Source organism: Gemmatirosa kalamazoonensis (genome assembly GCF_000522985.1).
Taxonomy (GTDB): domain Bacteria; phylum Gemmatimonadota; class Gemmatimonadetes; order Gemmatimonadales; family Gemmatimonadaceae; genus Gemmatirosa; species Gemmatirosa kalamazoonensis.
Map to the genome: position 1 here is coordinate 4,112,973 of NZ_CP007128.1, position 26,225 is coordinate 4,139,197.

Annotated in this window: 24 protein-coding genes, 1 tRNA gene and 1 pseudogene; 1 reads left to right on the top strand and 25 read right to left on the bottom strand. The window is 70.9% G+C overall.

The genetic code is table 11. The features are described 5' to 3' along the window. Positions 1-106 precede the first annotated feature (106 nt). From J421_RS17950 to smpB, 23 genes and pseudogenes are all read right to left on the bottom strand, one after another. Complete coding sequence (locus J421_RS17950) at positions 107-2,287, bottom strand: RelA/SpoT family protein (protein ID WP_025412557.1); 2,181 nt, start codon at positions 2,285-2,287, stop codon at positions 107-109. A gap of 4 nt (positions 2,288-2,291) precedes the next feature. After that, on the bottom strand, positions 2,292-3,050 hold the full coding sequence (gene radC / locus J421_RS17955; protein ID WP_025412558.1) for a RadC family protein: 759 nt from the start codon (positions 3,048-3,050) through the stop codon (positions 2,292-2,294). Positions 3,051-3,224: 174 nt separating this feature from the next. Further along, complete coding sequence (locus J421_RS17960) at positions 3,225-5,021, bottom strand: ABC transporter ATP-binding protein (protein ID WP_025412559.1); 1,797 nt, start codon at positions 5,019-5,021, stop codon at positions 3,225-3,227. Positions 5,022-5,134: 113 nt separating this feature from the next. After that, on the bottom strand, positions 5,135-5,665 hold the full coding sequence (locus J421_RS34785; protein WP_425485841.1) for an SEC-C metal-binding domain-containing protein: 531 nt from the start codon (positions 5,663-5,665) through the stop codon (positions 5,135-5,137). Further along, a pseudogene (gene secA, locus J421_RS17965) lies at positions 5,663-8,563 on the bottom strand (preprotein translocase subunit SecA); the annotation flags it as partial. The pseudogene secA and the gene J421_RS34785, both read right to left, overlap by 3 nt. 8 nt (positions 8,564-8,571) lie before the next feature. Next, on the bottom strand, positions 8,572-9,270 hold the full coding sequence (gene nadD / locus J421_RS17970) for a nicotinate-nucleotide adenylyltransferase (protein WP_104022773.1): 699 nt from the start codon (positions 9,268-9,270) through the stop codon (positions 8,572-8,574). Beyond that, entirely contained in the window at positions 9,191-10,030 is an 840-nt protein-coding gene (locus J421_RS17975; protein WP_104022774.1) for an outer membrane protein assembly factor BamD, read from the bottom strand. The genes nadD and J421_RS17975 overlap by 80 nt, the downstream gene beginning before the upstream one ends. 128 nt (positions 10,031-10,158) lie before the next feature. After that, positions 10,159-11,550 (bottom strand): nucleotide sugar dehydrogenase, encoded by a 1,392-nt coding sequence (locus tag J421_RS17980; protein ID WP_025412563.1) that lies wholly within the window; start codon positions 11,548-11,550, stop codon positions 10,159-10,161. Positions 11,551-11,572: 22 nt separating this feature from the next. Next, the gene (locus J421_RS17985) at positions 11,573-12,685 is read right to left on the bottom strand and encodes a DegT/DnrJ/EryC1/StrS family aminotransferase (RefSeq protein ID WP_025412564.1); all 1,113 of its coding nucleotides are present in this window, start codon (positions 12,683-12,685) and stop codon (positions 11,573-11,575) included. 31 nt (positions 12,686-12,716) lie between these two features. Then, positions 12,717-16,010, bottom strand: coding sequence for a carbamoyl-phosphate synthase large subunit (gene carB / locus J421_RS17990; protein ID WP_025412565.1), 3,294 nt, complete (start codon positions 16,008-16,010; stop codon positions 12,717-12,719). Continuing rightward, entirely contained in the window at positions 15,994-16,926 is a 933-nt protein-coding gene (locus tag J421_RS17995) for a GDP-mannose 4,6-dehydratase (protein ID WP_025412566.1), read from the bottom strand. The genes carB and J421_RS17995 overlap by 17 nt, the downstream gene beginning before the upstream one ends. Continuing rightward, positions 16,926-17,915 (bottom strand): GDP-mannose 4,6-dehydratase, encoded by a 990-nt coding sequence (gmd, locus tag J421_RS18000; protein ID WP_025412567.1) that lies wholly within the window; start codon positions 17,913-17,915, stop codon positions 16,926-16,928. The genes J421_RS17995 and gmd overlap by 1 nt, the downstream gene beginning before the upstream one ends. A gap of 88 nt (positions 17,916-18,003) precedes the next feature. Then, positions 18,004-18,225: a 50S ribosomal protein L28 gene (gene rpmB, locus J421_RS18005; RefSeq protein ID WP_025412568.1), complete on the bottom strand. Its 222-nt coding sequence runs from the start codon at positions 18,223-18,225 to the stop codon at positions 18,004-18,006. Between the two features lie 11 nt (positions 18,226-18,236). Beyond that, positions 18,237-18,593 (bottom strand): 50S ribosomal protein L17, encoded by a 357-nt coding sequence (gene rplQ / locus J421_RS18010; RefSeq protein ID WP_025412569.1) that lies wholly within the window; start codon positions 18,591-18,593, stop codon positions 18,237-18,239. Positions 18,594-18,596: 3 nt separating this feature from the next. Beyond that, positions 18,597-19,673 (bottom strand): DNA-directed RNA polymerase subunit alpha, encoded by a 1,077-nt coding sequence (locus J421_RS18015; protein WP_025412570.1) that lies wholly within the window; start codon positions 19,671-19,673, stop codon positions 18,597-18,599. A gap of 179 nt (positions 19,674-19,852) precedes the next feature. Then, positions 19,853-20,488, bottom strand: a complete 636-nt coding sequence (gene rpsD / locus J421_RS18020; protein WP_025412571.1) for a 30S ribosomal protein S4 — start codon at positions 20,486-20,488, stop codon at positions 19,853-19,855. Between the two features lie 2 nt (positions 20,489-20,490). Further along, entirely contained in the window at positions 20,491-20,868 is a 378-nt protein-coding gene (rpsK, locus tag J421_RS18025) for a 30S ribosomal protein S11 (RefSeq protein WP_025412572.1), read from the bottom strand. A gap of 1 nt (position 20,869) precedes the next feature. Next, entirely contained in the window at positions 20,870-21,247 is a 378-nt protein-coding gene (rpsM, locus tag J421_RS18030) for a 30S ribosomal protein S13 (RefSeq protein WP_025412573.1), read from the bottom strand. A gap of 1 nt (position 21,248) precedes the next feature. Then, positions 21,249-21,365: a 50S ribosomal protein L36 gene (rpmJ, locus tag J421_RS18035; RefSeq protein ID WP_025412574.1), complete on the bottom strand. Its 117-nt coding sequence runs from the start codon at positions 21,363-21,365 to the stop codon at positions 21,249-21,251. 45 nt (positions 21,366-21,410) lie between these two features. Next, complete coding sequence (gene pyrF / locus J421_RS18040; RefSeq protein WP_025412575.1) at positions 21,411-22,124, bottom strand: orotidine-5'-phosphate decarboxylase; 714 nt, start codon at positions 22,122-22,124, stop codon at positions 21,411-21,413. Then, entirely contained in the window at positions 22,112-23,086 is a 975-nt protein-coding gene (locus tag J421_RS18045) for a dihydroorotate dehydrogenase (RefSeq protein ID WP_025412576.1), read from the bottom strand. Before J421_RS18045 ends, pyrF begins: the two co-directional genes overlap by 13 nt. Further along, a complete protein-coding gene (locus tag J421_RS18050; RefSeq protein ID WP_025412577.1) occupies positions 23,083-24,381 on the bottom strand; it encodes an N-acetylmuramoyl-L-alanine amidase family protein in 1,299 nt (432 codons plus the stop codon). The genes J421_RS18045 and J421_RS18050 overlap by 4 nt, the downstream gene beginning before the upstream one ends. Then, the gene (smpB, locus tag J421_RS18055; RefSeq protein ID WP_104023162.1) at positions 24,378-24,860 is read right to left on the bottom strand and encodes an SsrA-binding protein SmpB; all 483 of its coding nucleotides are present in this window, start codon (positions 24,858-24,860) and stop codon (positions 24,378-24,380) included. The genes J421_RS18050 and smpB overlap by 4 nt, the downstream gene beginning before the upstream one ends. 124 nt (positions 24,861-24,984) lie before the next feature. Between smpB and J421_RS18060 the strand changes: the two genes are divergently transcribed. Further along, a tRNA-Leu gene (locus J421_RS18060) sits at positions 24,985-25,068 on the top strand. A 62-nt stretch (positions 25,069-25,130) separates the two neighbouring features. Here the strand turns inward: J421_RS18060 and J421_RS18065 are convergent. Then, positions 25,131-25,685 carry a hypothetical protein gene (locus J421_RS18065; protein WP_025412579.1) on the bottom strand — a complete coding sequence of 185 codons (555 nt, stop codon included), beginning with the start codon at positions 25,683-25,685 and terminating at the stop codon, positions 25,131-25,133. A gap of 9 nt (positions 25,686-25,694) precedes the next feature. Next, positions 25,695-26,207 (bottom strand): RrF2 family transcriptional regulator, encoded by a 513-nt coding sequence (locus J421_RS18070; protein ID WP_025412580.1) that lies wholly within the window; start codon positions 26,205-26,207, stop codon positions 25,695-25,697. Positions 26,208-26,225: the final 18 nt, after the last annotated feature.

Consider the following 26,225-nt stretch of genomic DNA (forward strand, 5'->3'; position numbering starts at 1 on the left):
CACGCGGCCTCCCGAGAGCCTAGTGCGTAGTGCGCATTGCGTAGCTACGTCCTGCGCACGCAAAACCGGACACCGCTACGCAGTACCGACTACGGAGTGCGCGGTCTCATTCCTCCACGTCGAGCCGCTCGCGCCGCGCCACCTCGGTGATGCCTTTCACGCGCCGCGCGGCGCGCACGATCTTCTGCAGGTGGACGAGGTTCTCCACCTCGACGACGATCGAGCCGGTCGCGCGCCCCTCCGCCGTCTTCAGCTCCATGTGGCGGATGTCGGTGCCCGTCGACGTGACCGCGCCGGCGACGTCGGCGTACAGGCCGCGGCGGTCGTAGCCCTCGAGCGTGAGCCGCACCGTGAAGCGCTCGCCCTCCATCTCCTGCCAGTCGATCTCCAGCCGCCGCTCCGGCTCGTGCACGAGCATGAGCAGGTTCGGGCAGTCGGCGCGGTGGATGCTCACCCCGCGGCCGCGCGTCACGTAGCCCACCACCTGGTCGCCGGGCACCGGCTGGCAGCACTGCGCGTAGCGCACCATGAGGCCGTCCGCCCCCTGGATGCGCACACCCTTCGACACGCCGCGCACCTTGTCGACGATCCGCTCGAACGCGCTCGGCGGCTTCGCGGCGTCGGGCGCCGGGTCGAGCTCCGGGTAGATCGCCTTCAGCACCTGGAGCACCGGCACGTCGCCCTGCCCGATCGACGCGATCAGGTGGTTCGCGTCGGCGAGCTTGAGCTGCTTCGCGACGGCGAGCAGCTGGCCGTCGTCGGGCTTCGCGAGCTTCCGCTTCTTCGTCTCCTTCTCGAGCATCTCGCGGCCGATCTTCGCCGCGGTCTTCTGCTCCTCGATGCGCAGCCACTGCCGGATCTTGTGCCGCGCGCGGCTCGTGCGCACGTGCGCGAGCCAGTCGCGGCTCGGCCGCGCGGTGCTCGAGGTGATGATCTCGACCGTCTCGGAGTTCTTCAGCTGCCGCGCGAGCGGCGCGATGCGCCCGTTGATCTTCGCGCCGCCGCAGTGCAGCCCGACCTCGGTGTGCACGGCGAACGCGAAGTCGATCGGCGTCGCGCCCTTCGGGAGCTGGATGACGTCCCCGGTCGGCGTGAAGACGAAGATCTCGTCCTGGTACAGGTCGAGCTTCAGGAACTCGAGGAACTCGTCCGGATCCTTCGCGTCGAGCTGCAGCTCCAGCACCTGCCGGAACCAGGCGAGGTGCCGCTCCAGCTCGTCCCCCTTGTCGCTGCTCGCCTCCTTGTAGCGCCAGTGCGCCGCGATGCCGTAGTCCGCGGTGCGGTGCATCTCGCGCGTGCGGATCTGGATCTCGAACAGCTGCCGACCCGGCCCGAACACCGTCGTGTGGAGCGACTGGTAGCCGTTCGACTTCGGCTGCGCGATGTAGTCCTTGATGCGCTCCTGCACCGGCGTCCACCACTCGTGGATGACGCCTAACGCGTGGTAGCACTCGGGCACGGTGTTCACGAGCACGCGGATCGCGAGGAGGTCGTAGATGTCCTCGTACCCGCGCTCGCGCTGCTTCATCTTCTTGTAGATCGACCACAGGTGCTTCGGCCGTCCGGCGACGTCGAGCACGTCGATGCCGGCCGCCTTCAGCTGCCGCTCGAGCGGCTCCCGGAGCTGGTTGATGAGCGCCTCGCGCTCGCCGCGCTTCGTCGCCACGAGCTTCGCGAGCGAGCGGTACTCGTCGGGCTCGAGGTGCTTGAACGCGAGGTCCTCCAGCTCCCACCGGATCTTCGCCATGCCGAAGCGGTGGGCGAGCGGTGCGTACAGGTCGCGCGTCTCCTGCGCGATCCGGCGGCGCTTCTCCGGCGGCAGGTAGTCGAGCGTCCGCATGTTGTGCAGCCGGTCCGCGAGCTTGATGATGATCACCCGCGCGTCCTTCGCGACCGACACCAGCAGCTTGCGGTAGTTCTCGACCTGCCGCTCCTGCGTGGAGTGCATCGGCAGCGTGCCGATCTTCGTCACGCCGTCGACGATGAGCGCGATCTCGCTCCCGAACTCGCGCTCCACGTCGGCGATCGTGATCGTCGTGTCCTCCACGACGTCGTGCAGCAGGCCGGCGGCCACCGTGACGGTGTCGAGCTGCAGGTCGGCGAGCGTCTTCGCCACCTCCACGCAGTGCGTGACGTACGGGTCGCCGGACGAGCGCGTCTGCCCCTCGTGCGCGCGCTCGCTGAAGCGGTACGCGCGCACGAGCAGCTCCGGGTCGAGGCGCTCGTGCACCGCGTCCGCACCGAGATCCCACCCCGGGATCGAATCGCTCAGAACCGTGGTCGACATACCCTCACAGTAGTCCAGCTTCCGCGAAGCTCACGAACCGGCCGCGCCCGACGATCACGTGGTCGTGCACGGGGATGTCCAGCAAGCGGCCGGCCGCGACCAGCTGCTCCGTCACCGCCCGGTCGTCCGGCGACGGCGTCGGGTCGCCGCTCGGGTGATTGTGCACCAGCACGATCGCCGCCGCACGCTCGGCGATCGCTTCCCGGAACACCTCGCGCGGATGCACGAGCGAGGAGTTCAGGATGCCGCGCGTCACCAGGATGTCCCGCTCGAGCCGGTGCTGCGCGTCGAGCACGGCGACGTGAAACTCCTCGACCGGCAGATCCTGCAACCGTCCCACGTACGCATGATACACGTCCCGCGGCGAGCGGATCGGAGCCCCTTCATCGCGCCCCTCGTCCGCCAGCCGCCGGCCGAGCTCGAGCGCCGCGTGGATCGCGACCGCGCGTGCCGGTCCGACCCCCGGGACTCCCGTGAGCGCGGCCACCGGCAGCAACGCCAGCCGCCGCAGGGAGCCCTCCGCGCGCCCCAGCACCGCCTGCGCCACCGCGATGGCCGAGGAGGTGCCGGTGCCGCTGCCGAGCACGATCGCGAGCAGCTCGGCCGCGTTCAGCGCCTGCGGTCCCAGCCCCTTGAGCCGCTCGCGCGGCCGCTCGGAGCGGGGTAGCTCTCGTATACTACAGCCGCCGGCCGCGCGCGAGCCAGACGTGCGGGGTCGTGCGGGACGCGCGTGCTCGCGCAGGACCGCGACCGGAGTCTCCATCGGTCGATCCTCCCCTCCCTCGGCCGGCGGATCGGCGGCCGCCGGCGGTCGGCGCCGGCCGGGCGGGTGCCCGGGTCCGACGTGCCGAGCCGAGCGTACGGGTCGTCCGGGACCGCCACCCACTCGGCCGGACGCGCACGGGGCCCGGCGATTGCCGGCCGCCGCGCAGGCCGCTCAGGCCACGCGCACGAGCGACACCTCGTCGGGCGCGTCGCTCGTCGGCGCGGCGAGCTGATGGCGCACGAGCGCGGCGTACGTCGGACAGCTCTCCACGAGCGTGTCGTGCGCGCCGTCGCCGACGATGCGGCCGTCGCGCAGCACGACGATGCGGTCGGCGTCGCGCACGGTGTTCAGCCGGTGCGCCACGATGAACGTCGTGCGCCCGGCCCGCAGCGAGCGCAGCGCACCCTGCACCGCGTGCTCGCTCTCCGTGTCGAGCGCCGCCGTCGCCTCGTCCAGCAGCAGCACCGCGGGGTCGACGAGGAACGCGCGCGCGATCGCGATCCGCTGCCGCTGTCCACCCGAGAGCCCGCGCCCGCCCTCGCCGAGCCTGTGGTCGTAGCCCCCGGGGAGCTGCACGATGAACTCGTGCGCGTTCGCCGCGCGGGCGGCCGCCTCCACCTCGGCACGCGTCGCGCTCGGCCGGCCGTACGCGATGTTCGCCGCCACGGAGTCGCTGAACAGCACGACCTCCTGCGGCACCACGCCGAGCTGTCGGCGCACGCTGGCGATCTGCAGCCCGCGCACGTCGACGCCGTCGAGCAGCACACGGCCCGCGTCGGGATGATGCTGTCGCTGCAGCAGGCGGAGCATCGTCGACTTCCCGCTCCCCGACGGGCCGACGAGCGCCACCGTCTGCCCCGGCGCGACGACGAGGTCGAGCGCGTCGATGGCCGGCCGCCCCGGGTGATACTCGAACCGCACGCCCTCGAAGCGCACCTCGCCGCGCAGCGACGGGGCCGTCCGCGCGTCGGGCACGTCCGGCGCCTCGTCCTCCGCGTCGAGCACGGCGAACACCGCGTCGAGCGCGACGACCGCTTTCCGGATCGTGGGATAGAGCCCGATGATCGTCTGCACCGGCGCGAACACGCCGCCGATGTAGCCGAGGAACGCGAGCAGCGCGCCGACCGAGAGCTGCCCGTCGACGACGAGGAAGCCGCCGTAGCCGAGCACCGCGAGACGCGCGAGCAGCTCGCACAGCGCCGCCGTGGACGTGACGAGCGCGTCGAGGTGAATGCCGCGCTGGATGCTGCCGAACGCCCACTTCACGCGGCGCACGAACCGCCGCTCCTCGGCGCGCTCGTTCGCGAACGCGCGCACCGTCGCCATGCCGTGCAGCACCTCGCCGTACCACGACCAGAGCCGCATCCAGAAGCGCTGATGCATGCGGTCGCGGCGCGTCTGCCGGCGCGCCGCGAGCGTCGCGACGATCGCCGGCAGCGGCACCACGCACAGCACCATCGCCGTCAGCGCGCCGTTCAGCCGCGCCATCCCCCACGCCGACAGCGCGACGTAGACGACGATCGGCGTCAGCCCGTACGCGATGTCGGTGAACGCCGTCGCGAGATGCGGTGCGCTCACGTCGACGGCGTGTCGCAGCCCGCCGGTGCCGATCTGCGCCTGCGTGCGCGGCGAGAGCACGCTGAGCTTCGCCGCGACGCGCGAGCGGAGCTGGAACTCGATGTTGAGCCGCACGGCCCACGTGCGGCTGGTCTGCAGCGCGTTGCCGGCGATGCGGCACGCGAGCACCGCGCCGAACAGCGTGACCGACGCGACCAGGCCGCCGAGCGTGCCGCGAACCTGCGCGGCCGTCAGTCGGTCGACGACGGCCTTCAGGAGCAGCGGCTCGGTGGCGGACAGCACCGCGACGGCGAGCGCCACGACGAGCGTGAGCTGCACGCGTGGCGCGTTCGGGCGCACGAACAGGGCGACCGCCCGCCGGGCGGACGACAGGTGCTTGCGGTGAAACACGAACCGTGGGAGGGGAGTGGCGCGGGGCGCGGCGTGCGCCTCCCACGGACGACCCGAGGGCCGCCGCCGTTACTCGGCGACGGCCCTCGCGTTAGGCGTCCGGCGGTCCGGCGTCAGCTCAGGTGCGCTCCGTGGCACTTCTTGAACTTCTTCCCGGAGCCGCACGGGCACGGGTCGTTGCGGCCGACGTTCGAGAGGTCGCCCACGAGCGGCGCCGCGGGCGTCGCCAGGGAGCGCACGCTCCCCGCCCCGACGACCGTCGGGTCCTTGCGCGCCACCGGGTGCGACTTCGGCGGCTCCGACGGGCCCACGTCGGTCACGTGGCCCTGGTTGCCGTCGCCCGGCGCGCCGTGCTCGTACGTCGCGTCCACGACGCCGTCGGCGCCGTCACCGTGCTGGCCGTCGCTCCCGTGTCCGTTCGCGCCGGCGAACGCGCCGTCGTGCTCCTCCTCGGGGATGTCCTCGAGGATGCCTAACGCGTTGTACCGGCGGCGCCGCGACGGCCCGTCGTCGACCGCCGGCGCGCCACCCCCGCCCGGACCGAAGTCGCCCGGGAACTCCGGCGCCGGCTCGAACACGAGCTGCGCCTTCAGGAAGCGCTCCGTGAACGTGTTCGCGACGTCGTTCATGAGGTCGACGAACATCGTGTACGCCTCCCCCTTGTACTCGACCAGCGGATCCTTCTGCCCCCACGAGCGGTAGTGGATCGCGGCGCGCAGCTGGTCGAGATCGTAGAGGTGGTCCTTCCACTTCTCGTCGATCACGTTCAGCATCACGAGCGCGAGCAGGCGGCCGCCGTAGCCGGCGCCGGTGTCGTCGCGCACCTCGTCGAGCTGCGCGATCTTCGCCGCGAACGCCGCGCGGCCGGCCTCACGCCCCGTCTCCTGCGCCGTGCCGAGCGCCTCCGGCTTCGGCGGCTCGTTGCCGTCGGCGTCGGCGTCGAACTCGGGGACGGTGAGCAGGTAGTGCATGAGCAGATCCTGGCGCAGCAGCGCGGGATCCCACTCCTCGGCGTCGAACGTCTCCCACGTCGTCTCGATGCGCCGCGCGACGGCCTTCTCGACCATCTTCAGCGCCTCGCCCTTCAGCTCCTCGCCGCCCTCGAGCGCGAACGTGCGCAGCGAGTAGATCACCTCGCGCTGCTGGTTCATCACGTCGTCGTACTCGAGGAGCCGCTTGCGCGACTGGAAGTTCTGCAGCTCCACGCGCTTCTGCGCGCCCTCGATCGACCGCGTGATCATCGGGTGCGTGAGGACCTCGCCCTCCTCCGCGCCCATGCGGTCCATGAGCCGGGCGATGCGCTCGGAGCCGAACAGCCGCATCAGATCGTCTTCCAGCGACAGGAAGAACTGCGACGCACCGGGATCGCCCTGACGACCCGCGCGGCCGCGGAGCTGGCGATCGATGCGGCGGCTCTCGTGCCGCTCGGAGCCGATGATGTGCAGGCCGCCGATCTCCTCGATCTCGATGTCCTTGCCGTCGAGATCCTTCACCACGCTTGGCTTCGCGTCGCGCACGTTGCCGAACAGTTTGATGTCCGTGCCGCGGCCGGCCATGTTCGTCGCGATCGTGATCGCGCCCGGCTGACCCGCGCCGGCGACGATCTCGGCCTCGCGCTGGTGGTACTTCGCGTTCAGCACGTTGTGCTTGAGCCCCGCGCGCTGGAACATGCGCGCGAGCGTCTCCGACGCTTCCACGCTCGTCGTGCCGACGAGCACCGGGAAGCCGAGGCCGTGCAAGCGCTTCGTCTCCTCGACGATCGCGTTGTACTTCTCGCGGCGCGTCTTGTAGATGAGATCCTGCCGGTCGTCGCGGACGATCGGGCGGTTCGTCGGGATCACGGCGACCTCGAGGCCGTAGATCTCGTGGAACTCGTTCTCCTCGGTCTCCGCGGTGCCGGTCATGCCGGCGAGCTTCTCGTACAGGCGGAAGTAGTTCTGGATGGTGATCGTGGCGAGCGTCTGCGTCTCGCCCTTCACCTGCACCCCTTCCTTCGCCTCCACGGCCTGGTGCAGCCCCTCGCTCCACCGGCGCCCGGGCATCGTGCGGCCCGTGAACTCGTCGACGATGAGGACCTGGCCCTCCTGCACGACGTAGTTCACGTCCTTCTCGTACATCGCGTGCGCGCGCAGGAGCTGATGGATGATGTGCAGCGACTCGCTCTTGCGCGCGTACTCCACCTCGATCGCGCGCCGCGCGTCGAGCTTGTCCTGCGCGGACAAGTCGTGGTCGTGCTCGATCCGGTGCACCTCGGTCGAGATGTCCGGCAGCACGAACTCGTCGTGGTTGTTCGGCGCGAGGTAGTCGACGCCACGGTCGGTGAGGTGGACCGTGTGCCCCTTCTCGTCGAGCACGAACAGCAGGTCGTCCTCGAGGTCGCGGTACTGCTGCTTCGTGGCGGGCAGCTTGCGGTCCGCGATGTGATCCAGCTCCATCTTCTGCACGAGCTGCTTCACGCCCGGCTCCTGGAGCTGCTTCATCAGGCGCTTGTTCTTCGGCGAGCCTAGCTGCGCCTTGTAGAACATGAGCGCCGCGGTCGCCGTGTCGTTCGCCTCCATCGCGCGCTCGCCTTCGGCGACGAGCGTGTTCGCGAGCTCGTTCTGCTTGCGGACGAGCCGCGCGACCTTGTCGTTGTGCAGCGCGTACGCCTCGTCCACCTCGTTGCCGACCGGGCCGGAGATGATGAGCGGCGTGCGCGCCTCGTCGATGAGGACCGAGTCCACCTCGTCGACGATCGCATACCAGTGCGGCCGCTGCACCTTCTGGTCGACCGAGACCACCATGTTGTCGCGCAGGTAGTCGAAGCCGAACTCGTTGTTCGTGCCGTACGTGATGTCGGCCTCGTACGCCGCGCGGCGCTGCGGCGTGCCCGGCTCCGTGTCGTCGATGCAGCCGACCGTTAGGCCGAGGTAGCTGAACAGGTGGCCCATCCACTGCGAGTCGCGGCGGGCCAGGTAGTTGTTCACCGTCACGAGGTGCGCGCCGCGGCCGGCGAGGGCGTTCAGGTACAGCGGCAGCGTCGCGACGAGCGTCTTGCCCTCGCCCGTCGCCATCTCGGCGATCTTGCCGAGGTGCAGCTGGATGCCGCCGATGAGCTGGACGTCGTAGTGGACCATGTCCCACGTCAGCTCGTTGCCCGTCACGGTCACCTGCGTGCCGACGAGCCGGCGCGCCGCCTCGCGCACCGTGGCGAACGCCTCCGGCAGGATCTCGTCGAGCGTGTCGGCGATCGCCTCGCGCAGCTCGGCGTCGACGCCGCCGCGGCCGTCGGCGCCCGACAGCTCGTTGTCCAGCCGCTCGCGCTCCGCCGCATCCGCGGCACCGCGCTTCGCCGCGCGCAGCTCGGCGGCACGCGCCTCCAGGTCCGCGGTGCGCTCGCGCAGGATCTCGCGGAACTTCGCGGTCTGCCCGCGCAGCTCGTCGTCGGAGATCGACTGGAGCCGCTCGTACTGTTCGTTGATCGCGTCGACGATCGGCTGCACGCGCCGCCGCTCCCGGTCGTGGCGGGTGCCGAACACGCGATTGACGATGGACTTGAGCATCGGTTCCTCTAACGGTACAGCCCCGCCGACTCGATGAAGTCGGCGACGCTCTCGGGGACGAATCCGCGAATCGATAATCCTGCCCGGACGCGCGACCGGATCTCGGTGGACGAGACGTCGACGCGCCGCGTGCGGAGGCGCTGCGGCGGGCCGCCGATCAGCGCGTGATCGACGTCCGTCGCGTGCGCCGCCTCGGCAGCGGTGGGGTCGGCGGCCCGCGTCAGTACAACCAGCGTCGCCAGCCGCCGGACACGCTCCGGGTCTCGCCACCGGTCGAATGACGCCAGCACGTCCGCCCCGACGAGCAGGAAGAGCTCGGCGCCGTTCCACCGGCCGGTGAGGGCCCCGAGCGTGTCAACCATGAATGATAACCCGCCCCGGTCGATTTCGATTGGGTCGACCTCGAATCGAGGATCGCCGTCCGCGAGGAGCCGGGTCATCGCCAGCCGCGCGTCCGCCGGGGCCGAGATCGCTCCTGCCTTCAGCGGCTGGGTGCCCGCCGGGACGAGCACCATCCGATCGAGGGCGAGCGCCTCGCAGGCGTCCGAGGCGACGAGCAGATGCCCCACGTGCGGCGGATCGAAGGTCCCGCCGAAGACCCCCACCCGCATACGCCCCGCCGCCGGGTCAGGGGATCCGCGGACGCGTCGAGTCGGCCGCGGCGCGCGCGGAGTCGGCCACCACGCTCGGCACCGAGGCGCACGCATGCGTCACGTCGGCATCGGTGGGATAGAACTTCCGCGCCTCGGTGCAGATCTCGGCGATGTCCTCCTTGTAGTTGATCGCGCGGAATGCCTCGACCATGCGGAGGTACGACTGCTTCGCCGCCGGCGTGCCCGGGTACAGTCGGGTGACGTCGCGGAAGTAGATGATCGCGGAGTCGTAGTACTTCCGGCGCATGTAGTAGTCGCCGGCGTCGTAGTCCTTCTGCGCGAACCGGGCGTTCAGGTCGGCGATCCGCGCCCCGGCCACCGGCACGAGCTTCGAGTCCGGGTAGAGCGACAGCAGCTGCCGGTAGGTCGCGAGCGCGGTCTGCCCGTACTGCGGGTCGAGCCGCGGCTTCTTCCACAGCTCCTCGTAATCCTGGCCGGTGCGCATGAGCGCGTCGTCGGCCAGCGAGTCGTCCGGGAACGCGTCGATGATGCGCGAGTAGGCCTGCGCCGCCAGGAGGTGCTCCTCCTTCCGGTCGTGCGTCTGCCCCTGGTACCAGTAGACGTCGGCGAGGAGCGTGTCGCGCGCCGGAAGCTGCTGCGACAGGAGGTCGAGGCCGGCGAGCGCGTTGTCCCAGTGGTGGCGGTCGTACTCGCGCACGGACGCGTGGAAGAGCGCGAGGGTCGTCGGGAAGCTCCGCGGCTTGAACTGCGGCGCGCAGGCGGCGCCAGCGAGGGCGAGCGCACCGAGCAGCACCGCGCCGAGGCGCCGTCGGCTGGTTGGACCGGCAGTCGTGAGGGACGTGAGACGAAGCATGGCGGCTCTGGTACCCGGCGGCCCAACCCGAGGTTCGCACGGGGCGGCCGGATAATGACGCGAGGCGGAGCGCACGGCCCCGCCTCGCACGCCCGGCCCGAACGGGCCGGGGTTACCCGACCCGGAACTTAGTGACCCGCCGTCTGCAATGCAGGGGCCGCGGACACCTCGTTGAACAGGTGATCGTGGGACGCGAGCGCGACCACGCGGGCCCCCGACTTCCGGGTCTTCGCCGTCACGTTGCGGGTGTCGACGACGATCTTCGCCTCGTCCACCACGAGCTGGTAGTCCACCGCCGCCGGGCTGTGGTCGGTCACGATCACCACCGCGTCCGCCGAGTGCAGCTCGTCCGCCGTCAGCGGCACCGAGTGGCGCAGCCGCGACCCCGCCTCGTGCTCGTGCTCCCGGAAGTGCGGCACGAACGGATCGTGGTACACGACCTCGGCGCCGCGCTGCTCCAGCAGCCGGATCACGTCGAACGCCGGGCTCTCGCGCATGTCGTCGATGTCCTTCTTGTACGCGATGCCGAGGACGAGGACGCGGCTCCCGTTCACCGCCTTGCGGTCGTCGTTCAGCGCGCGCGCCACCTTCTCCACCACGAAGTCCGGCATCGCCGCGTTGATCTCGCTCGCGAGGTCGATGAAGCGCGTCTTGTAGTTCAGCGTCCGCATCTTCCACGCGAGATAGTGCGGGTCGAGCGGGATGCAGTGGCCGCCGATCCCCGGGCCCGGCGTGAACTTCATGTACCCGAACGGCTTCGTCGCCGCCGCCTCGATCACTTCCCAGACGTCCACGCCGAGCTTGTCGCAGATGATCGCGATCTCGTTCACCAGCCCGATGTTCACCGCCCGGAACGTGTTCTCGAGCAGCTTCACCAGCTCCGCCGCCTCGGGGCTCGAGACCGGCACCACGCGCTCGATGCACGCCTCGTAGAGCGCGGTCGCGGTCTCCACGCACGCCGGCGTCACGCCGCCGAGGACCTTCGGCGTGTTCTTCGTGTGCCACGTCGGGTTGCCCGGGTCGACGCGCTCGGGGCTGAAGGCGAGGAAGACGTCCTCGCCCACGGTGAGCCCGGCAGCCTCCATGCGCGGCTGGAACAGCTCGCGCGTCGTGCCCGGATAGGTCGTGCTCTCGAGCACGATCACCATGCCCGGATGCGCCTGACGCTGGATCGCGTCGCCCGCGGCCAGCACGTACGCCATGTCCGGGTCGCGCGTCTTGGAGAGCGGGGTGGGGACCGCGATCGAGATCGCGTCGCACTCGCGGAGCCGCCCCTCGTCGGTCGTCGCGGTGAAGCGGCCGGACCGCACCGCCTCGGCGACGTCGGCCGCGGCGACGTCCTGGATGTGGCTCTCGCCCTGGTTCAGGAGCTCGACGACGCGCGTGCTGATGTCGTAGCCGACGACCGTGAACCCGGCCTTCGCGAACTCCACCGCCAGCGGTAGCCCGACGTAGCCGAGACCGACCACGCCCACCACGGCGCTCCGGTCGTGGATCTTCTGCAGAAGCTGATCTTTCATCGGAGACTCGGAGGGACGTGGCTCAGCGGCCGTAGAACGCGCGGACCGTCGAGGCGACTTCCTCGAGCTGATCGCGCGTCAGCTCGGGGTAGATCGGGAGGGAGATCACCTCGCTCGCCGCGCGCTCGGCTTCCGGGCACGCGCCCGCCTGATAGCCGAGGTACGCGAAGCACGGCTGCTGATGCAGCGGCAGCGGGTAGTAGATCGACGTGCCGATGCCGCGCTCCTTCAGGTGCGCCTGCAGCGCGTCGCGGCGGTCCGTGCGGATGGTGTACTGGTTGTAGATCGACTCGTTCGCGGGATCCACGTACGGCGTGCGGATCTCGGCCACGTCGGCGAACGCCTCGTCGTAGAACGACGCGTTGCGCCGGCGCGCCTCGCTCCATCCCGCGAGGTGCGGCAGCTTCGCCCGCAGCACCGCGGCCTGCAGCGCGTCGAGCCGGCTGTTGTATCCGACTTCGTCGTGGAAGTAGGTCTTGAGGCCTCCGTGCACGCGCAGCCGCGAGAGCCGCGTCGCGACACGGTCATCCTGGGTGACGATCATTCCGCCGTCGCCGTAACCCCCGAGGTTCTTCGACGGGAAGAACGAGAACGTCCCGATCGTCGCGGCCTCGCCGGCCATGCGCCACTCGCCGTCGATCTGGCGCCGCGCGCCGATCGACTGCGCCGCGTCCTCGATCACCGGGAGCCCCTTGGACACGCGCAGCAGCTCCTCGATGGGCGCCATCTGGCCGAACAGATCGACCGGGATCACCGCCTTCGTCTTCGGTCCGATCGCCGCCTCCACCGCGGCCGGCGCGATGTTGAACGTCGCCGGATCGATGTCGACGAACACCGGCCGCGCGCCCGCGTTGTGGATCGTCCCCGCCGTGGCGAAGAACGTGAACGGCGTCGTGATCACCTCGTCGCCGGGACCGGTGTCGATCGCCCGGAGCGCGAGCAGCAGGGCGTCGGTGCCGCTCGCGCAGCCGATGGCGTGCCGCGTGTGCGACAGGGCGGCGACCTCGCGCTCGAGCGCCGCGACCGGCTCGCCGAGGATGAACGCCTGCGCGTCGACCACCTCCATCATCGCCTTGACGACGTCGTCGCGGATGGTGGCGTGCTGCGCGCGCAGGTCGAGAAGAGGAACGGGCATCGAGGAAAGCTGCGAGTCTGGGGAAAACGGGTCAACGAGCGGTCGTCGAGATAACTCGCGGATCGGCCGCGTCGGTCACTCCGGTGCCCTCGCCGGCCGCGCCGAGCTGGGCGTGCCACTCCTGCAGCGAGCGCACGAGCGGCGCGCGCGAGCGCAGCGAGAGGATCGCGTCGCACGCGGCGTTCGCCGCCGAGAGCGTCGTGGTGTACGGCACCCGGCGCGCGATGGCGGCCTGGCGCAGCGTGTAGTCGGCGACCTGCGCGTGCTTGCCGAGCGGCGTGTTGATGAGCAGCCCCACCTCGCTGTTCACGAGCAGGTCGAAGCCGTTCGGCCGGCCGCCGTTCAGCTTGAACACGCGATCGCAGGGCACGCCGTGCTTGCGCAGATACCGCGCGGTGCCCTCGGTGGCGTACACGCGGAAGCCCATCTCGTGCAGCCGGCGCGCGATCGGCGTCACCCCGACCTTGTCGCGATCGTTCACCGTGATGAACACCGCGCCGGTGCTCGGCAGCGCGTTGTCCGCCGCCACCTCCGCCTTCAGGAACGCGGCGCCGAACGAGTCGGCGATCCCCATCACCTCGCCGGTGGAGCGCATCTCCGGGCCGAGGATCGGATCGAACTCGCGGAACTTGTTGAACGGGAACACCGCTTCCTTCGCCGACACGTACGGCGGCACGATCTCCTCGGTGTAGCCGATCGACTCGAGCGTCTCGCCGAGCATCACGCGTGCGGCGATCGACGCGAGCGGTACGCCGATCGCCTTGCTCACGAACGGCACCGTGCGGCTCGCGCGCGGGTTCACCTCGAGCACGTACACGACGCCGTCCTTCACGGCGAACTGCACGTTGATGAGGCCCACGACGCCTAACGCCTTCGCCAGCGCCTCCGTCTGGGCGCGCATCACGTCGGCGTCCTCCTCGCGCAGCAGGTACGGCGGCAGCACGCACGCCGAGTCGCCGGAGTGGATCCCCGCGTCCTCGATGTGCTGCATCACGGCGCCGATCACCACGCGCTCGCCGTCGCAGATCGCGTCGACGTCCGCCTCGAACGCGTCCTCGAGGAAGCGATCGATGAGCACCGGCCGGTCCTCGCTCACGCGCGCGGCGCGCACGAAGTAGTCGCGCAGCGACGGTTCGTCGTACACGATCTCCATCGCGCGCCCGCCGAGCACGTACGACGGGCGCACGAGCGCGGGATACCCGACGCGTGCCGCGACCTCCACCGCCTCGTCGACGCTCGTCGCCGTGCCGTTGGGCGGCTGCGCGAGCCCGAGCTCGCGCGCGATCTTCTCGAACCGCCGGCGGTCCTCGGCGACGTCGATCGCGTCGGGCGACGTGCCGAGGATCGTTACGCCCGCCGCCTCCAGCGGCCGCGTCAGCTTCAGCGGCGTCTGGCCGCCGAGCTGCACGATCACGCCGAGCGGCTGCTCGCGATGCACGATCTCCAGCACGTCCTCGAGCGTCAGCGGCTCGAAGTACAGCTTGTCCGACGTGTCGAAGTCGGTCGAGACGGTCTCGGGGTTCGAGTTGATCATGATCGTCTCGTACCCACGCTCGCGCAGCGCGATCACGGCGCGCACGCAGCAGTAGTCGAACTCGACCCCCTGCCCGATCCGGTTCGGTCCCGAGCCGAGGATGACGACCGACTTGCGTCCGCTGCGCGGCGCCTCGTCCTCCTCGTCGTAGGAGCTGTACAGGTACGGCGTCGCCGACGGAAACTCGCCCGCGCACGTGTCGACCATCTTGTACGCCGGCCGCACGCCGAGCGCGTGACGCCGCTCGCGCACCGATTTCTCGTCCTCTCCGCGCAGCGCGGCGAGCTGCCGGTCGGAGAAGCCGAGTCGCTTCATGCGGCGGAGGCCGCGCGCGTTGGGCTCTCCGCCCGACGCGTACGCCCGCTCCGCGGCCACCAGCTCGCCGAGCTGCGCGAGGAACCACGGATCGATCGCCGTGAGGTCGTGCAGCTCGTCGACGCTCATGCCGGCGAGCAGCGCGCGCTTCAGCTGGAACACCCGCTCCGGCGTCGCCTGGCGCAGCATGCCGCGCAGCCCGTCCATCGAGTCGTCGGGCAGCCGGTCGTCGGACGGCGTGGCGCCGATGTCCCAGCCCGCGCGCCCTGTCTCGAGCGCGCGCAGCGCCTTCTGGAACGCCTCCTTGAACGTGCGCCCGATCGCCATGCTCTCGCCGACGCTCTTCATCTGCGTCGTGAGCCGCGGATCCGCCGTGGCGAACTTCTCGAACGCGAACCGCGGACACTTCACCACGACGTAGTCGAGCACCGGCTCGAACGACGCGGGGGTCGTCTTCGTGATGTCGTTCGGGATCTCGTCCAGGCGGTAGCCGACGGCGAGCTTCGCGCCGATGCGCGCGATGGGGAACCCCGTCGCCTTCGACGCGAGCGCCGAGGAGCGCGACACGCGCGGGTTCATCTCGATCACGACCATCTCGCCGTTCGTCGGGTTCACCGCGAACTGGATGTTGCACCCGCCCGCGTCGACGCCGATCTCGCGGATGATGGCGACGGCCGCGTCGCGCATCGTCTGGTACTCGCGATCCGTGAGCGTCATCGCCGGCGCGACGGTGATCGAGTCGCCGGTGTGCACGCCCATCGGGTCGAAGTTCTCGATCGAGCAGACGATGACGACGTTGTCCTCCGAGTCGCGCATCACCTCGAGCTCGAACTCCTTCCAGCCGAGCAGCGAGCGCTCGATCAGCACCTGCGTCACCGGCGAGAGATCGAGGCCGCGCCGCACGATCGCCTCGTACTCTTCGCGGTTGTACGCGATGCCGCCGCCCGACCCGCCTAACGTGAAGCTCGGACGGATGATCGCCGGGAACCCCGTCCACTCCGCGATCTCGAGCGCCTCGTCCCACGTCGTGGCGATCTTGCCGGCCGGCGTCTCCAGGCCGATGCGCTTCATCGCCTTGTCGAACTCCTGCCGGTCCTCGGCCATCTTGATCGCGCGCGCGTTCGCGCCGATCAGCTCGCAGCCGTACTTCTCCAGCACGCCGCGCTCGGCGAGCGCCATGGCGACGTTGAGCGCGGTCTGGCCGCCCATCGTCGGCAGGATCGCGTCGGGGCGCTCCTTCGCGATCACCAGCTCGACGTACTCCGGCGTCACCGGCTCGATGTAGGTGCGATCGGCGAACTCGGGATCCGTCATGATCGTCGCCGGATTCGAGTTCACGAGCACGACCTCGTAGCCCTCCTCGCGCAGCGCCTTCGTCGCCTGCGTCCCCGAGTAGTCGAACTCCGCGGCTTGGCCGATGACGATCGGGCCGGAGCCGATGACGAGGATGCGGTGCAGGTCAGTCCGACGTGGCATCGTGGTGCGCGATCAGGTCGTCGAGAAGGTCGTCGAGCGTTCGGCGCGGCGACCAGCCGGTCGCGGCCCGGAGCTTCGAGGGATCGCCGACGAGCCAGGGCACGTCGGCGGGGCGGACGAGCGCGGGGTCGCTCGCGATCGGGGCGTCGACCCCGCAGCGCTGCAGCACGCGGCGCGCGAGCTCGCCGACCGACGTGCCGACACCGCTCGCGACGTTGTACGCCTCCCCCGGGGAGCCGCGCTCGGCGAGCGAAATATAGGCGGCCACGACGTCGCTCACATGCAGGAAGTCGCGGACGGGTCGCTGGTTGCCCATCCGGAGCGCGCCGCCGCGCAGCGTCCGCGCGCGGCGGACGAGCGCCGGCAGCAGGAAGTGCGGCGCCTGCCCGGGGCCGCTGTGATTGAAGCTGCGCGTCGCGATCACGCGCACTCCCGCCGAGCGCCACGCCTCGAGCGCGATCGCTTCCTGCGCCACTTTCGTCGCCGCGTACACCGAGTGCGGGCGCTGCTCGGCGCGCTCGGCGACGGGCATCTCCCCCTCCTCGTGCCGGCCGTACTGCTCTGCGCTCCCCGTGACGACCACCACCGGGTCGAGCACGCCCGCGCGCTTCCGCTCGCGCAGCAGGCCGAGGAGCCGCGCCGCGGCGACGACGTTCACCTCCGCGGTGGCGCCCGGGTCGTCGCCGGCCGCCGGCACGAACGTCACGCCGGCGAGGTGAAAGACCGCGTCCGGGCGCGCGGCGTCGAGGGCGTCGGCGAGATGCGCCCCGTCGCGCACGTCGCCGGTGACCCAGCGGACGCCGTCGATCGCCGCCGGCTCGAGCGCCGCGCCGGTGACGTCCCACCCGCGCTCCACGAGCTCGCGGGCGAGCCAGCGGCCGACGAACCCGGCGGCGCCGGTGATCAGCGCCCGCACTAGACGCGGCCGCGCGTCGGCGTGTGGCCCATCCGCCGGTAGCGGGCGACGTCCGCTTCCACCATGCGCTGCACGAGCTGCTCGAACGTGACCGTCGGCGTCCAGCCGAGCTTCTCGGCCGCCTTCGACGGGTCGGCGACGAGCAGGTCCACCTCCGCCGGCCGGAAGAACCGCTCGTCGCGCGTCACGAACTCGCGGTAGTCGAGTCCCACGACGTCGAACGCGCGCTGGCAGAAGTCGCGCACCGAGCACGTCGTGCCCGTGCCGACGACGAAGTCGTCCGGCTCGTCCTGCTGCAGCATGCGCCACATCGCGTCGACGTAGTCGCCCGCGAAGCCCCAGTCGCGCCGCGCGTCGAGGTTGCCTAACGGCAGCCGGTCGTCGAGGCCGAACGCGATGCGCGCCACGCCGTCGCTGATCTTGCGCGTCACGAACTCGAGCCCGCGCCGCTCGCTCTCGTGGTTGAACAGGATGCCGCTCGCCGCGAACAGCCCGAAGCTCTCGCGGTAGTTCACCGTGATCCAGTGGCCGTAGACCTTCGCCACGCCGTACGGGCTGCGCGGGTAGAACGGCGTCGTCTCGCGCTGCGGCGTCTCGACCACCTTGCCGAACTGCTCGCTGGAGCTGGCCTGGTAGAAGCGGGCCTTCGGCGCGGCCTTCTTCATCGCCTCGAGCATGCGCGTGACGCCCAACGCCGTGAACTCGCCGGTGAGCACCGGCTGCGTCCACGACGTCTGCACGAAGCTCTGCGCGGCGAGGTTGTAGATCTCGTCCGGCTTCGCCGCGTCGACCGCATCGACGAGCGACGTCTGGTCCAGCAGGTCGGCGGACACGAGCTCCACGCGATCGAGCAGATGGCCGATGCGCTCGAAGTACGACGTCGAGCTGCGCCGCACGACGCCGACGACGCGATACCCCTTGCCTAACAGCAGTTCGGCGAGGTACGAGCCGTCCTGGCCGGTGATCCCGGTGATGAACGCAGTCTTCATGGGCGCAGTAAAGGTACGCGAAAAAGGGAGCCCGTCGGGGCTCCCTTCCTCAACAACGACGAGGGTCGTCCGGTCACCGCGCGACGGTTCACACCGTGACGGCGCCGCCGCGCGGGGCGCGCTTCACCTTCCCCGCGCTCAGGCAGCCCGTGCAGACCTTGACCTTGATGATCTTGCCGTCCGCCTCGATGCGCGCGACCTGGAGGTTCGGCTTCCAGGTGCGGCGGGTGCGGTTGTTCGCGTGCGAGACGTTGTTGCCGTACGCAACGCCCTTCTCGCAGACGTAGCAGCGGCTCCGGTTGATGGCCATGATGCTTCTCCTCAGCGCTCGACGAGCTCGATGCGGGCCATGTCCGCGCCGTCGCCCCGGCGGTGCCCCAGCTTCAGGATGCGCGTGTAGCCGCCCGGGCGCGTGGCGAACTTCGGCCCGACCTCGCGGAACAGCTTGTCGGCCGTCTCGCGCTTCTGCACGTGACGCCCGGCGAGCCGGCGCGCGTGCAGCGTGCCCGACTTCGCCTTGGTGATCAGCTTCTCGACGAACGGGCGCAGCTCCTTGGCCTTCGCCTCGGTCGTCTCGATCGCGCCCTGCTCGATGAGCGAGGACGCCAGGTTGCGGAGCAGCGCGAGACGCTGCTCGCTCGTGCGGCGCAGCTGCCGCCCGGCCTTGCGGTGACGCATGGTTTACTCCTCGTCGTCGTCTTCTGGCGCGTTCGCGGCGGCGCGGCTCGGTGCGGTGCCCCAATCGGTGATCCGCACTCCGCCGTCGCCCGCTTCCTCGTAGCGCATGCCAAAGTTCAGCCCCTCGCGCTCGAGGAGATCGGCGATCTCCTGGAGGGACTTCTTGCCGAAGTTCTTGACCTGCAGGATCTGGTTCTCCGTCTGACGCACCAGATCGCCGAGCGTGCGGATGTTCGAGTTCTTGAGCGAGTTGACGCTGCGCACCGAGAGCTCGAGATCGTCGATCGACGTGCGGAGCAGGTCACCCATCCGCAGCGCGTCGGCGCCGTTGCCGTCGCCGCCCGCCGCCACGCTGGCCGCGGCGTGCGAGCCGAAGCCGGCGAAGTACTGGAAGTGCGTCTGCGCGAGCGCCGCGGCGTAGCTCACCGCCTCTTCCGGCGTGATCGTGCCGTTCGTCTCCACGGTCAGCGTGAGCCGATCGTAGTCCGTGCGCTGCCCGACGCGCGTCTCGGCCACCGCGAAGTTCGCGCGGCGCACCGGGTTGTAGATCGAGTCCACGCGGACGAGATCGACCGGCAGGCCGCGATCGACCGGATGCTGGTCGCTCTCGACGTAGCCGCGCCCCTTGTTCACGTAGAGCTCGATGTTGAGCTCGCGGTCCTCCTGGAGCGTGAGGAGGTGGTGCGCGGCGTCGACGATGCGCACGCCGCTGGCGCCCTGGATGTCGCCGGCGGTGATCGGACCCGCCTCGGTCTTCTGGATGCGCAGCACCGCCGTCTCGACGTCGTCGTCGAGCGTCAGCGTGAGCGTCTTCAGATTGCCGATGATCTGGTGCACGTCCTCCACGACGCCCGGAATCGTCTGGTGCTCGTGGACGACGCCGTCGATGCGGAAGCCCCACACCGCCGCGCCGCGGAGCGACGACAGCAGCAGGCGGCGCATGGAGTTGCCGAGCGTGTGCCCGAAGCCGCGCTCGAGCGGCTGCAGGCGGAACTCGGCGACGTTCAGGTTGTCCTCGCGCTTCGTCGCTTCGACGAGCTGCGGCCGGACGAGCCCGCGGAGATCGATCGTGGTAGCCATTGCGTTAGTCAGTCCTCATTGGTCACGCCCTTTCGGGCGACGCCCTGCCCCGCCCTTCACGCGCGGCAGGCCCGTACGGGAGTGAAGGTCCCGACCCGTATCCCCAGCGTGGAGCGTGGAGCGTTGAGCGCCGAGTGAGTTCCTCAACGCTCTCCGCTCCACGCTCCACGCTCGGCTTGTTACTTCGAGTAGAGCTCGACGACCAGCTGCTCCTGCGCGGCGATCGGGATGCTCGGCCGCTGCGGGCGCTCGAGCATGCGGCCGGAGAACGACTCCTTGTCGACCGCGATCCAGGCGAGCGGCGCGCCGCGGGCCGACTGATCCATCGCGGCCTGCACGGCGACCATCTCGCGCGACTTCATGCGGACGCGGAGCTCCTCGCCCGGCTTCACCTGGTAGCTCGGGACGTCGACCGTCTTGCCCTTCACCTCGACGTGGCGATGGCGGATGAGCTGACGCGCGGCCTTGCGGCTGGCGGCGAAGCCCATGCGGTACACCATGTTGTCGAGGCGGCTCTCGAGCGCGGCCAGCAGGTTGTGGCCCGTGATGCCGGGCAGCGTGCTGACCTTCTCGAACGTGTTGCGGAACTGCCGCTCGCTGACGCCGTAGATGCGCTTGATCTTCTGCTTCTCGCGCAGCTGCTTGGCGTACTCGCTCGTCTTACGACGGCGCGCGGTGTTCTGGCCGTGCTGACCCGGCGCGTACGGACGACGCTCGACGGGGCACTTCTCCGTGAAGCACTTGGTGCCCTTGAGAAACAGCTTGGTCCCCTCGCGGCGGCACTGGCGGCAGCTCGGACCCGTGTAGCGAGCCATCGTCAGACCCTCCGCCGCTTCGGCGGCCGGCAACCATTGTGCGGGATCGGCGTCACGTCCTTGATCGACTTCACGGTGAGACCGGCGGCGGCGAGCGCCTGGATCGCGCTCTCACGACCCGAGCCGGGACCCTGCACGCGCACGTGCACGCGGCGCACGCCGAGCGTCATGGCCTCCTTGGCGCACTGCTCGGAGGCGACCGTCGCAGCGAAGGGCGTGGACTTCTTGGAGCCCTTGAACCCCGCCTTGCCGGCCGAACCCCACGACAGCGCGTTCCCGCGGCTGTCGGTGATGGTGATCGTCGTGTTGTTGAACGTCGCGCTGATGTGCGCGACGCCCTCCGCCTCGACGATCTTCTTGGTCTTCTTCGCAGTAGCCATGTTACTTGGTCACCTTCTTCTTGCCCGCGATCGCGCGGCGCGGCCCCTTCTTCGTGCGCGCGTTCGTGTGCGTCCGCTGCCCGCGCACGGGAAGGCCACGGCGGTGGCGGATGCCACGGTACGAACCGATGTCCATGAGCCGCTTGATGTTCATGGCGACCTCGGTCCGCAGCGCACCTTCGACCTTGTAGGTGCGCTCGATTTCGGCGCGAAGACGAGCGACGTCGGCGTCGCTCAGGTCGCGCACACGCTGCTCGGGCTTCACGCCCGACGCGCCAAGGATCTTCTGCGCCGTGGAGCGCCCGATCCCGAAGATGTAGGTGAGCCCGATCTCGACCTTTTTGTCGCGCGGGAGATCGACGCCTGCGATGCGAGCCATATCAGCCCTGACGCTGCTTGTGCTTGGGGTTGCGCTTGCAGATGATGCGAGTCACGCCGTCGCGCTTGACGACCTTGCAGTGCTCGCAGATCGGCTTCACGCTGCTGCGGACTTTCACAGTGCGCTCCAGTCTGGCGAGGGGAATTCCGGCCAAGACTCGGAATTAAGCGGGTTTACGCCCTGCACGCAAGTCCGCCAGCCCCGGCGCTTTCGCGTCCCGCAGCTCCGCCGCGATGCCCGCCAGCGCCCGCACCGGGTCCGCCGCCTGCGTCACGGCACGGCCGAGCACGACGTACGTGGCCCCGGCCTCCGCCGCCTGTGCCGGCGTGACGACCCGCGCCTGATCGTGCGAGCCGACGCCGCCCGGTCGGATCCCCGGCACCAGCGTCGCGAGTCCGGTCCCGTACCGCGACCGCACCGCCGCGGCCTCGCGTCCGCTGCACACGACGCCGTGCAGCCCCGCCTCCGCGGCGAGCGCCGCGAGCCGGAGCACCTCGCCCTCCGGCGCTTCCATGGAGGTGAGCACGGTGACCCCGAGCACGTCGCAGCCCGTTCCCGCCGCGGCCTGCGCGGCGGCGGAGAGCATCGCCGCGCCTCCGGCCGTGTGCACGGTGAGCAGACGCACGTCGAGCCGGGCGGCGCTCCGCACCGCGCCGGCGACCGTGTTCGGGATGTCGTGCAGCTTCAGATCGAGGAAGACATCGACCCCAGCAAGTCGCAACGTGCGAACGACTTCCGGGCCCGCCGCGACGAACAGCTCGAGCCCCACCTTGTAGAAACGGCATCCATCGCCGAGCCGGTCCACGAGCGAGAGGGCGTCGGCGGCGGTCGGCACGTCCAGCGCGACGATCGGGATCGGGGTGCTCAGCTTGGCCATTCCAGGGAGCCGATGATGTCCGAGAGTCGCGTCACGCCGTGCCGCCCGCACCAGCGCGCGAGATCGCGCGCGACCTGCTCCGGCAGCCGCGGATTCTGCATCGCCGCCGTACCCACCCCCACCAGCGTCGCACCGGCCAGGAGATACTGCAGCGCGTCCGTCGCGCTCCGCACGCCGCCCAGGCCGACGATCGGAAGGTCGACGGCGCGGGAGACCTTCCAAGCCGCGAGCACCCCGGCCGGCAGCAATCCGGCGCCGCTCATGCCGCCGGAGCCGAAGCCGAGCACCGGGCGCCGCCGCTCGACGTCGATCACGAGCCCGGGAAGCGTGTTCACGAGCGTGAGCCCGTCGGCGCCGGCGTCGGCCGCGATGCGCGCGCTGCCGACGATGTCGGGGAGCGTCGGCGACAGCTTCACGAACAGCGGGCGACGCGTCGCCGCACGCGCGCCCTCCACCACCGCACGGAGCGACGCGGGGTCGGCGCCGAACTCCATCCCGCCGCACTTGGTGTTCGGGCAGCTCACGTTCAGCTCGAATCCGTCCACGCCCGCCTCGCCGTCCAGCCGCTCGACGACGCGCGGGAACTCGTCGACCGCGAAGCCGACGACGTTCACGAGCACGCGAGTGCCCCGCGCCGCCAGGTGCCGGGCGAGCCACGGCAGGTGGTCGCGGGCGACGGCCTCCATCCCCGGGTTCGCGAGCCCGACGGCGTTGATCATCCCGCCGGGGAACTCGCCGACGCGCGGCGCCGGCGCCCCGCCCCGCGGCTCCACGCTCACCGCCTTCGTCACGAGCCCGCCGAGCGCGTCGAGGTTCATCACGCGGTGCAGCTCGTGCCCGTAGCCGGCGGTGCCGGAGGCGAGCAGCAGCGGGTTGCGGAACGCCAGCCCTGCGGCCACAACGCCGAGCGGCCCGACCGGCTCGACGGCCGTGTTCGACGGCGGGGCGGCGACAGTCGTCATCGAGTGCCGCCGTCGCCGGCGCCGGTGCGCTCCGCGCGCGACAGGTACTCGACCGTCGCGTCGGCGATCGCGCTCGCGAGAGCGCGCTGCCCCCGGGCGCTCGCGATGAACGCGGCGTCGTCGGCGTTCGTGCCGAAGCCGACCTCCACGAGCACGGCGGGCATCGACGCCCAGATGAGCACCTTGAAGCCGGCCTGCTTCACCCCGTGGCTCGGTCCGGGGTGCACCTTCGTCAGGTAGCGCTGCACGAGCGTCGCCAGCCGGCTCGACTCGCGCTGGTGCTCGTTCTGCGCCATGTCGCTGAGGATGAAGCCGAGCGGGTCCTGGCCGGTCGACGAGGCGGCCGTCTCGAAGCGCACCGACTCGTTCTCGCGCGAGGCGACCTGGCGGGCGTCCTCGCTCTTCGCGTCGGCGAGGAAGTAGGTCTCGAACCCGCGATACGCGGCCGCGTTCTTCCACGACGGGTTCGCCGCGTTGACGTGGATGGAGAGGAACAGCTCCCCGTGCTGCTGGTTCGCGATCCGACCGCGGTCGGCGAGGGCGATGAGCGTGTCGCGCGCGCGCGTCATGACGACGCCGACCCCGCGCGATCGGAGCGCCGCGTCGAGCTGCCGGGCGATCCCGAGGGTCACGTCCTTCTCGTCGACGCCGGAACCGTGCATGCCGGAGTCCGGCCCGCCGTGCCCCGCGTCGACGACGACGACGTGCGTGCCGCGGGCGCGGCGCGGCGGCGCGGTGCGCGTCGTCGGGGCCGGCTCCGGCATCGGCTTCGCGGCGGCGGGCGCCGGGACGGGTGCACTCTCCGGCGCCTTCGTCACCGGCGTCGGGGCCTGCCGCTGCGGCTTCGGCGTCGGCTCCGGCGCGGTCGCCACGGCGGTGAACGTGCGCAGCTCTCGATGCTCCTCGTCGTACAGCAGGCCGTGGCCGGCCCGCGGCAGCACGTCGGTGACGAGCTGCAGCGGGATCCAGACCCGCTCGCCGTCGCGCACGGGCGCCGTCGACAGGGGCACGACCTCGCCCTCGACGCGGGCGAACGGCGCTTCGGGTGCCAGATCGACCGTGAGCCCAGCGACGCGCAGCCGGACGAGCTCGGGGGCGTCCTCCGCCGGCCCGACGGTGCCGCCGAGCGCCTGGGCGAGGCGGTCGGCGCGGACGAAGCGGTCGGCGGACGGACCGCGCGCCTCCACCGGCAGGGAGCGCTCGACTCCCGGCGCGGGCCGGACGACGATCGGGCGCGGCGGCGTCGTCGGCTGCGCCGCGCCGGCCAGCAGGAGCGCGAGGAGTGGCGCGATCACCGCGCCCGCACCGCCCGCGCCATCTCGCGCTCGTCGTCGCGGCGGCGGATGTCCTCGCGCTTGTCGTGCAGCTTCTTTCCCTTCGCGAGGGCGATCGAGACCTTCACGCGTCCATCCTTGAAGTGCAGGTCGAGTGGCACGAGCGTCAGCCCCTCCCGCTCGACCGAGCCGATGAGGCGTCGAATCTCGCGCCGGTGGAGCAGCAGCTTGCGGGTGCGCGTCGGCTCGTGGTTGAAGACGTTGCCCTGCTCGTACTGCCCGATGTGCAGGTTGAGGAGGAACGCCTCGCCCTCACGGACGTGCCCGTAGGCGTCGGTGAGCGTCGCCTTGCCCTGGCGCAGCGCCTTGACCTCGGTGCCGGTCAGCACGAGCCCCGCCTCGAAGGTGTCGAGGATGTGGTAGTCGTGGCGGGCCCGCTTGTTCCGGGCGATCACGCCGTCGTTGTCGGACTTGTCGCCGGACGCTCCGGACCTGGCCATCATGCGCGCAACTTACTCGCGCCCGGCGACGTGCGGCAGCGTGAGGCGACGTCTGCCGCGGCGTTGACTTCACCACACCCGTCCTCTAGCTTTCTCGTTCTCGCGCCGTCAGTTAGGCGCTGGAGCTCGGGTGGTGGAACTGGTAGACACGCAGGTCTCAGAAGCCTGTGTCGGCGACGACGTGGGGGTTCAAGTCCCCCCCCGAGCACTGTGAAAACACACGGGGCGGCTGCCATCGCAGCCGCCCCGTTTTCGCGCTCGCCGGTCCCGTCAGGGTGCGCCGCCGACGGCCGACGGCGGCACGTCCTCGGGGAGCGACGGCGTGCCGAATGCGTGCTCGAGCGCGGAGCCGACCTCGGCCAAGTACCGCGTGAGCACCGTCGCGGCGTGCGCGAGCACCTCGGGCTTCGGGCGCACCTGTCCGGTGAACGCGAGCAGGATCCGCGCGACGCGGGTGCCGGTCGGCTCGCCGGAGCGCGACGCGAGCGCATCCCGGTACGCGGCGAGCCGCTCGTTGAACTGCCGCTCGGCGAGCGTGAGCGCTCCGACGGCGATGTACGGGTCGCGGGTGAACGCCTCGCTCAGCTCCTGCGCGATGAGCGACGGCGTGCGGTCATCGAGCGCGTTGCGCTGCGCGACGAGCAGGCCGAGCGCGCGGCGCGCGTAGCGCCACTCCCATCGCGCGTGGTCGGCGTCGCCGCCGGCGGCAGCGCCCGCGAGCCAGGCCACCTCGTCGTCGAGCGGCTCGGCGTGCAGCGCGCGGACGTACCCCGCGGCGCGGCGGCGACGGTCGCGCTCCGCCTGCCAGTCGCCGAAGAGTCGCACGGGCGCGGGCTACGCCTGAAGGACCGGAAGACCGCGGCGGGGCTCGGCGTCCGGCACCAGCGGCGGGATCGCGCTCCGCCGGCCGAGCCCGACACGCTCACGCACGGCGCCCTCCTCGTGCAGCAGGTCGGACAGGCAGACGCTGTCGAGCACATCGTCGATCCGGCGCTGCAGCATCTGCCACACGGGGCGGATGCTGCAGCTGTGCGACGTGGAGCAGCGCTCCTCGTTCACCGGATGCGTCACGCAGTGGAGCTCGAACGTCGCGAGCTCCGAGGCGTGGATGATCTGTCGGACGGTGATCTGCTCCGCCGGCCGATCGAGCACGTAGCCGCCACGCGCGCCGCGCGTGCTCCGCACGATCCCAGCGCGGCGGAGCCGGAGCAGGATCTGCTCGACGTAGTCGGTCGGCAGCCGCTCCTTCTCCGCCACGTCGCGGCCGGTGACCGGCCCCTCGGCGACCCGCTTCGCGAGGTGCAACGCGCAGATGAGGCCGTACTCGGCCCAGGTCGTGATTCGCACGCGTGGAAGCTATCGGCT

What these genes read in the sequence shown, in the direction of transcription:
- J421_RS17950 (WP_025412557.1), bottom strand. Translation starts at nt 2,287, where the DNA reads ATGTCGACCACGGTTCTGAGCGATTCGATCCCGGGGTGGGATCTCGGT.
- radC (WP_025412558.1), bottom strand. Translation starts at nt 3,050, where the DNA reads ATGGAGACTCCGGTCGCGGTCCTGCGCGAGCACGCGCGTCCCGCACGA.
- J421_RS34785 (WP_425485841.1), bottom strand. Translation starts at nt 5,665, where the DNA reads ATGTTCGTCGACCTCATGAACGACGTCGCGAACACGTTCACGGAGCGC.
- nadD (WP_104022773.1), bottom strand. Translation starts at nt 9,270, where the DNA reads ATGCGTGCGCCTCGGTGCCGAGCGTGGTGGCCGACTCCGCGCGCGCCG.
- J421_RS17975 (WP_104022774.1), bottom strand. Translation starts at nt 10,030, where the DNA reads ATGCTTCGTCTCACGTCCCTCACGACTGCCGGTCCAACCAGCCGACGG.
- J421_RS17980 (WP_025412563.1), bottom strand. Translation starts at nt 11,550, where the DNA reads ATGAAAGATCAGCTTCTGCAGAAGATCCACGACCGGAGCGCCGTGGTG.
- J421_RS17985 (WP_025412564.1), bottom strand. Translation starts at nt 12,685, where the DNA reads ATGCCCGTTCCTCTTCTCGACCTGCGCGCGCAGCACGCCACCATCCGC.
- carB (WP_025412565.1), bottom strand. Translation starts at nt 16,010, where the DNA reads ATGCCACGTCGGACTGACCTGCACCGCATCCTCGTCATCGGCTCCGGC.
- gmd (WP_025412567.1), bottom strand. Translation starts at nt 17,915, where the DNA reads ATGAAGACTGCGTTCATCACCGGGATCACCGGCCAGGACGGCTCGTAC.
- rpmB (WP_025412568.1), bottom strand. Translation starts at nt 18,225, where the DNA reads ATGGCCATCAACCGGAGCCGCTGCTACGTCTGCGAGAAGGGCGTTGCG.
- rplQ (WP_025412569.1), bottom strand. Translation starts at nt 18,593, where the DNA reads ATGCGTCACCGCAAGGCCGGGCGGCAGCTGCGCCGCACGAGCGAGCAG.
- J421_RS18015 (WP_025412570.1), bottom strand. Translation starts at nt 19,673, where the DNA reads ATGGCTACCACGATCGATCTCCGCGGGCTCGTCCGGCCGCAGCTCGTC.
- rpsD (WP_025412571.1), bottom strand. Translation starts at nt 20,488, where the DNA reads ATGGCTCGCTACACGGGTCCGAGCTGCCGCCAGTGCCGCCGCGAGGGG.
- rpsK (WP_025412572.1), bottom strand. Translation starts at nt 20,868, where the DNA reads ATGGCTACTGCGAAGAAGACCAAGAAGATCGTCGAGGCGGAGGGCGTC.
- rpsM (WP_025412573.1), bottom strand. Translation starts at nt 21,247, where the DNA reads ATGGCTCGCATCGCAGGCGTCGATCTCCCGCGCGACAAAAAGGTCGAG.
- pyrF (WP_025412575.1), bottom strand. Translation starts at nt 22,124, where the DNA reads ATGGCCAAGCTGAGCACCCCGATCCCGATCGTCGCGCTGGACGTGCCG.
- J421_RS18045 (WP_025412576.1), bottom strand. Translation starts at nt 23,086, where the DNA reads ATGACGACTGTCGCCGCCCCGCCGTCGAACACGGCCGTCGAGCCGGTC.
- smpB (WP_104023162.1), bottom strand. Translation starts at nt 24,860, where the DNA reads ATGGCCAGGTCCGGAGCGTCCGGCGACAAGTCCGACAACGACGGCGTG.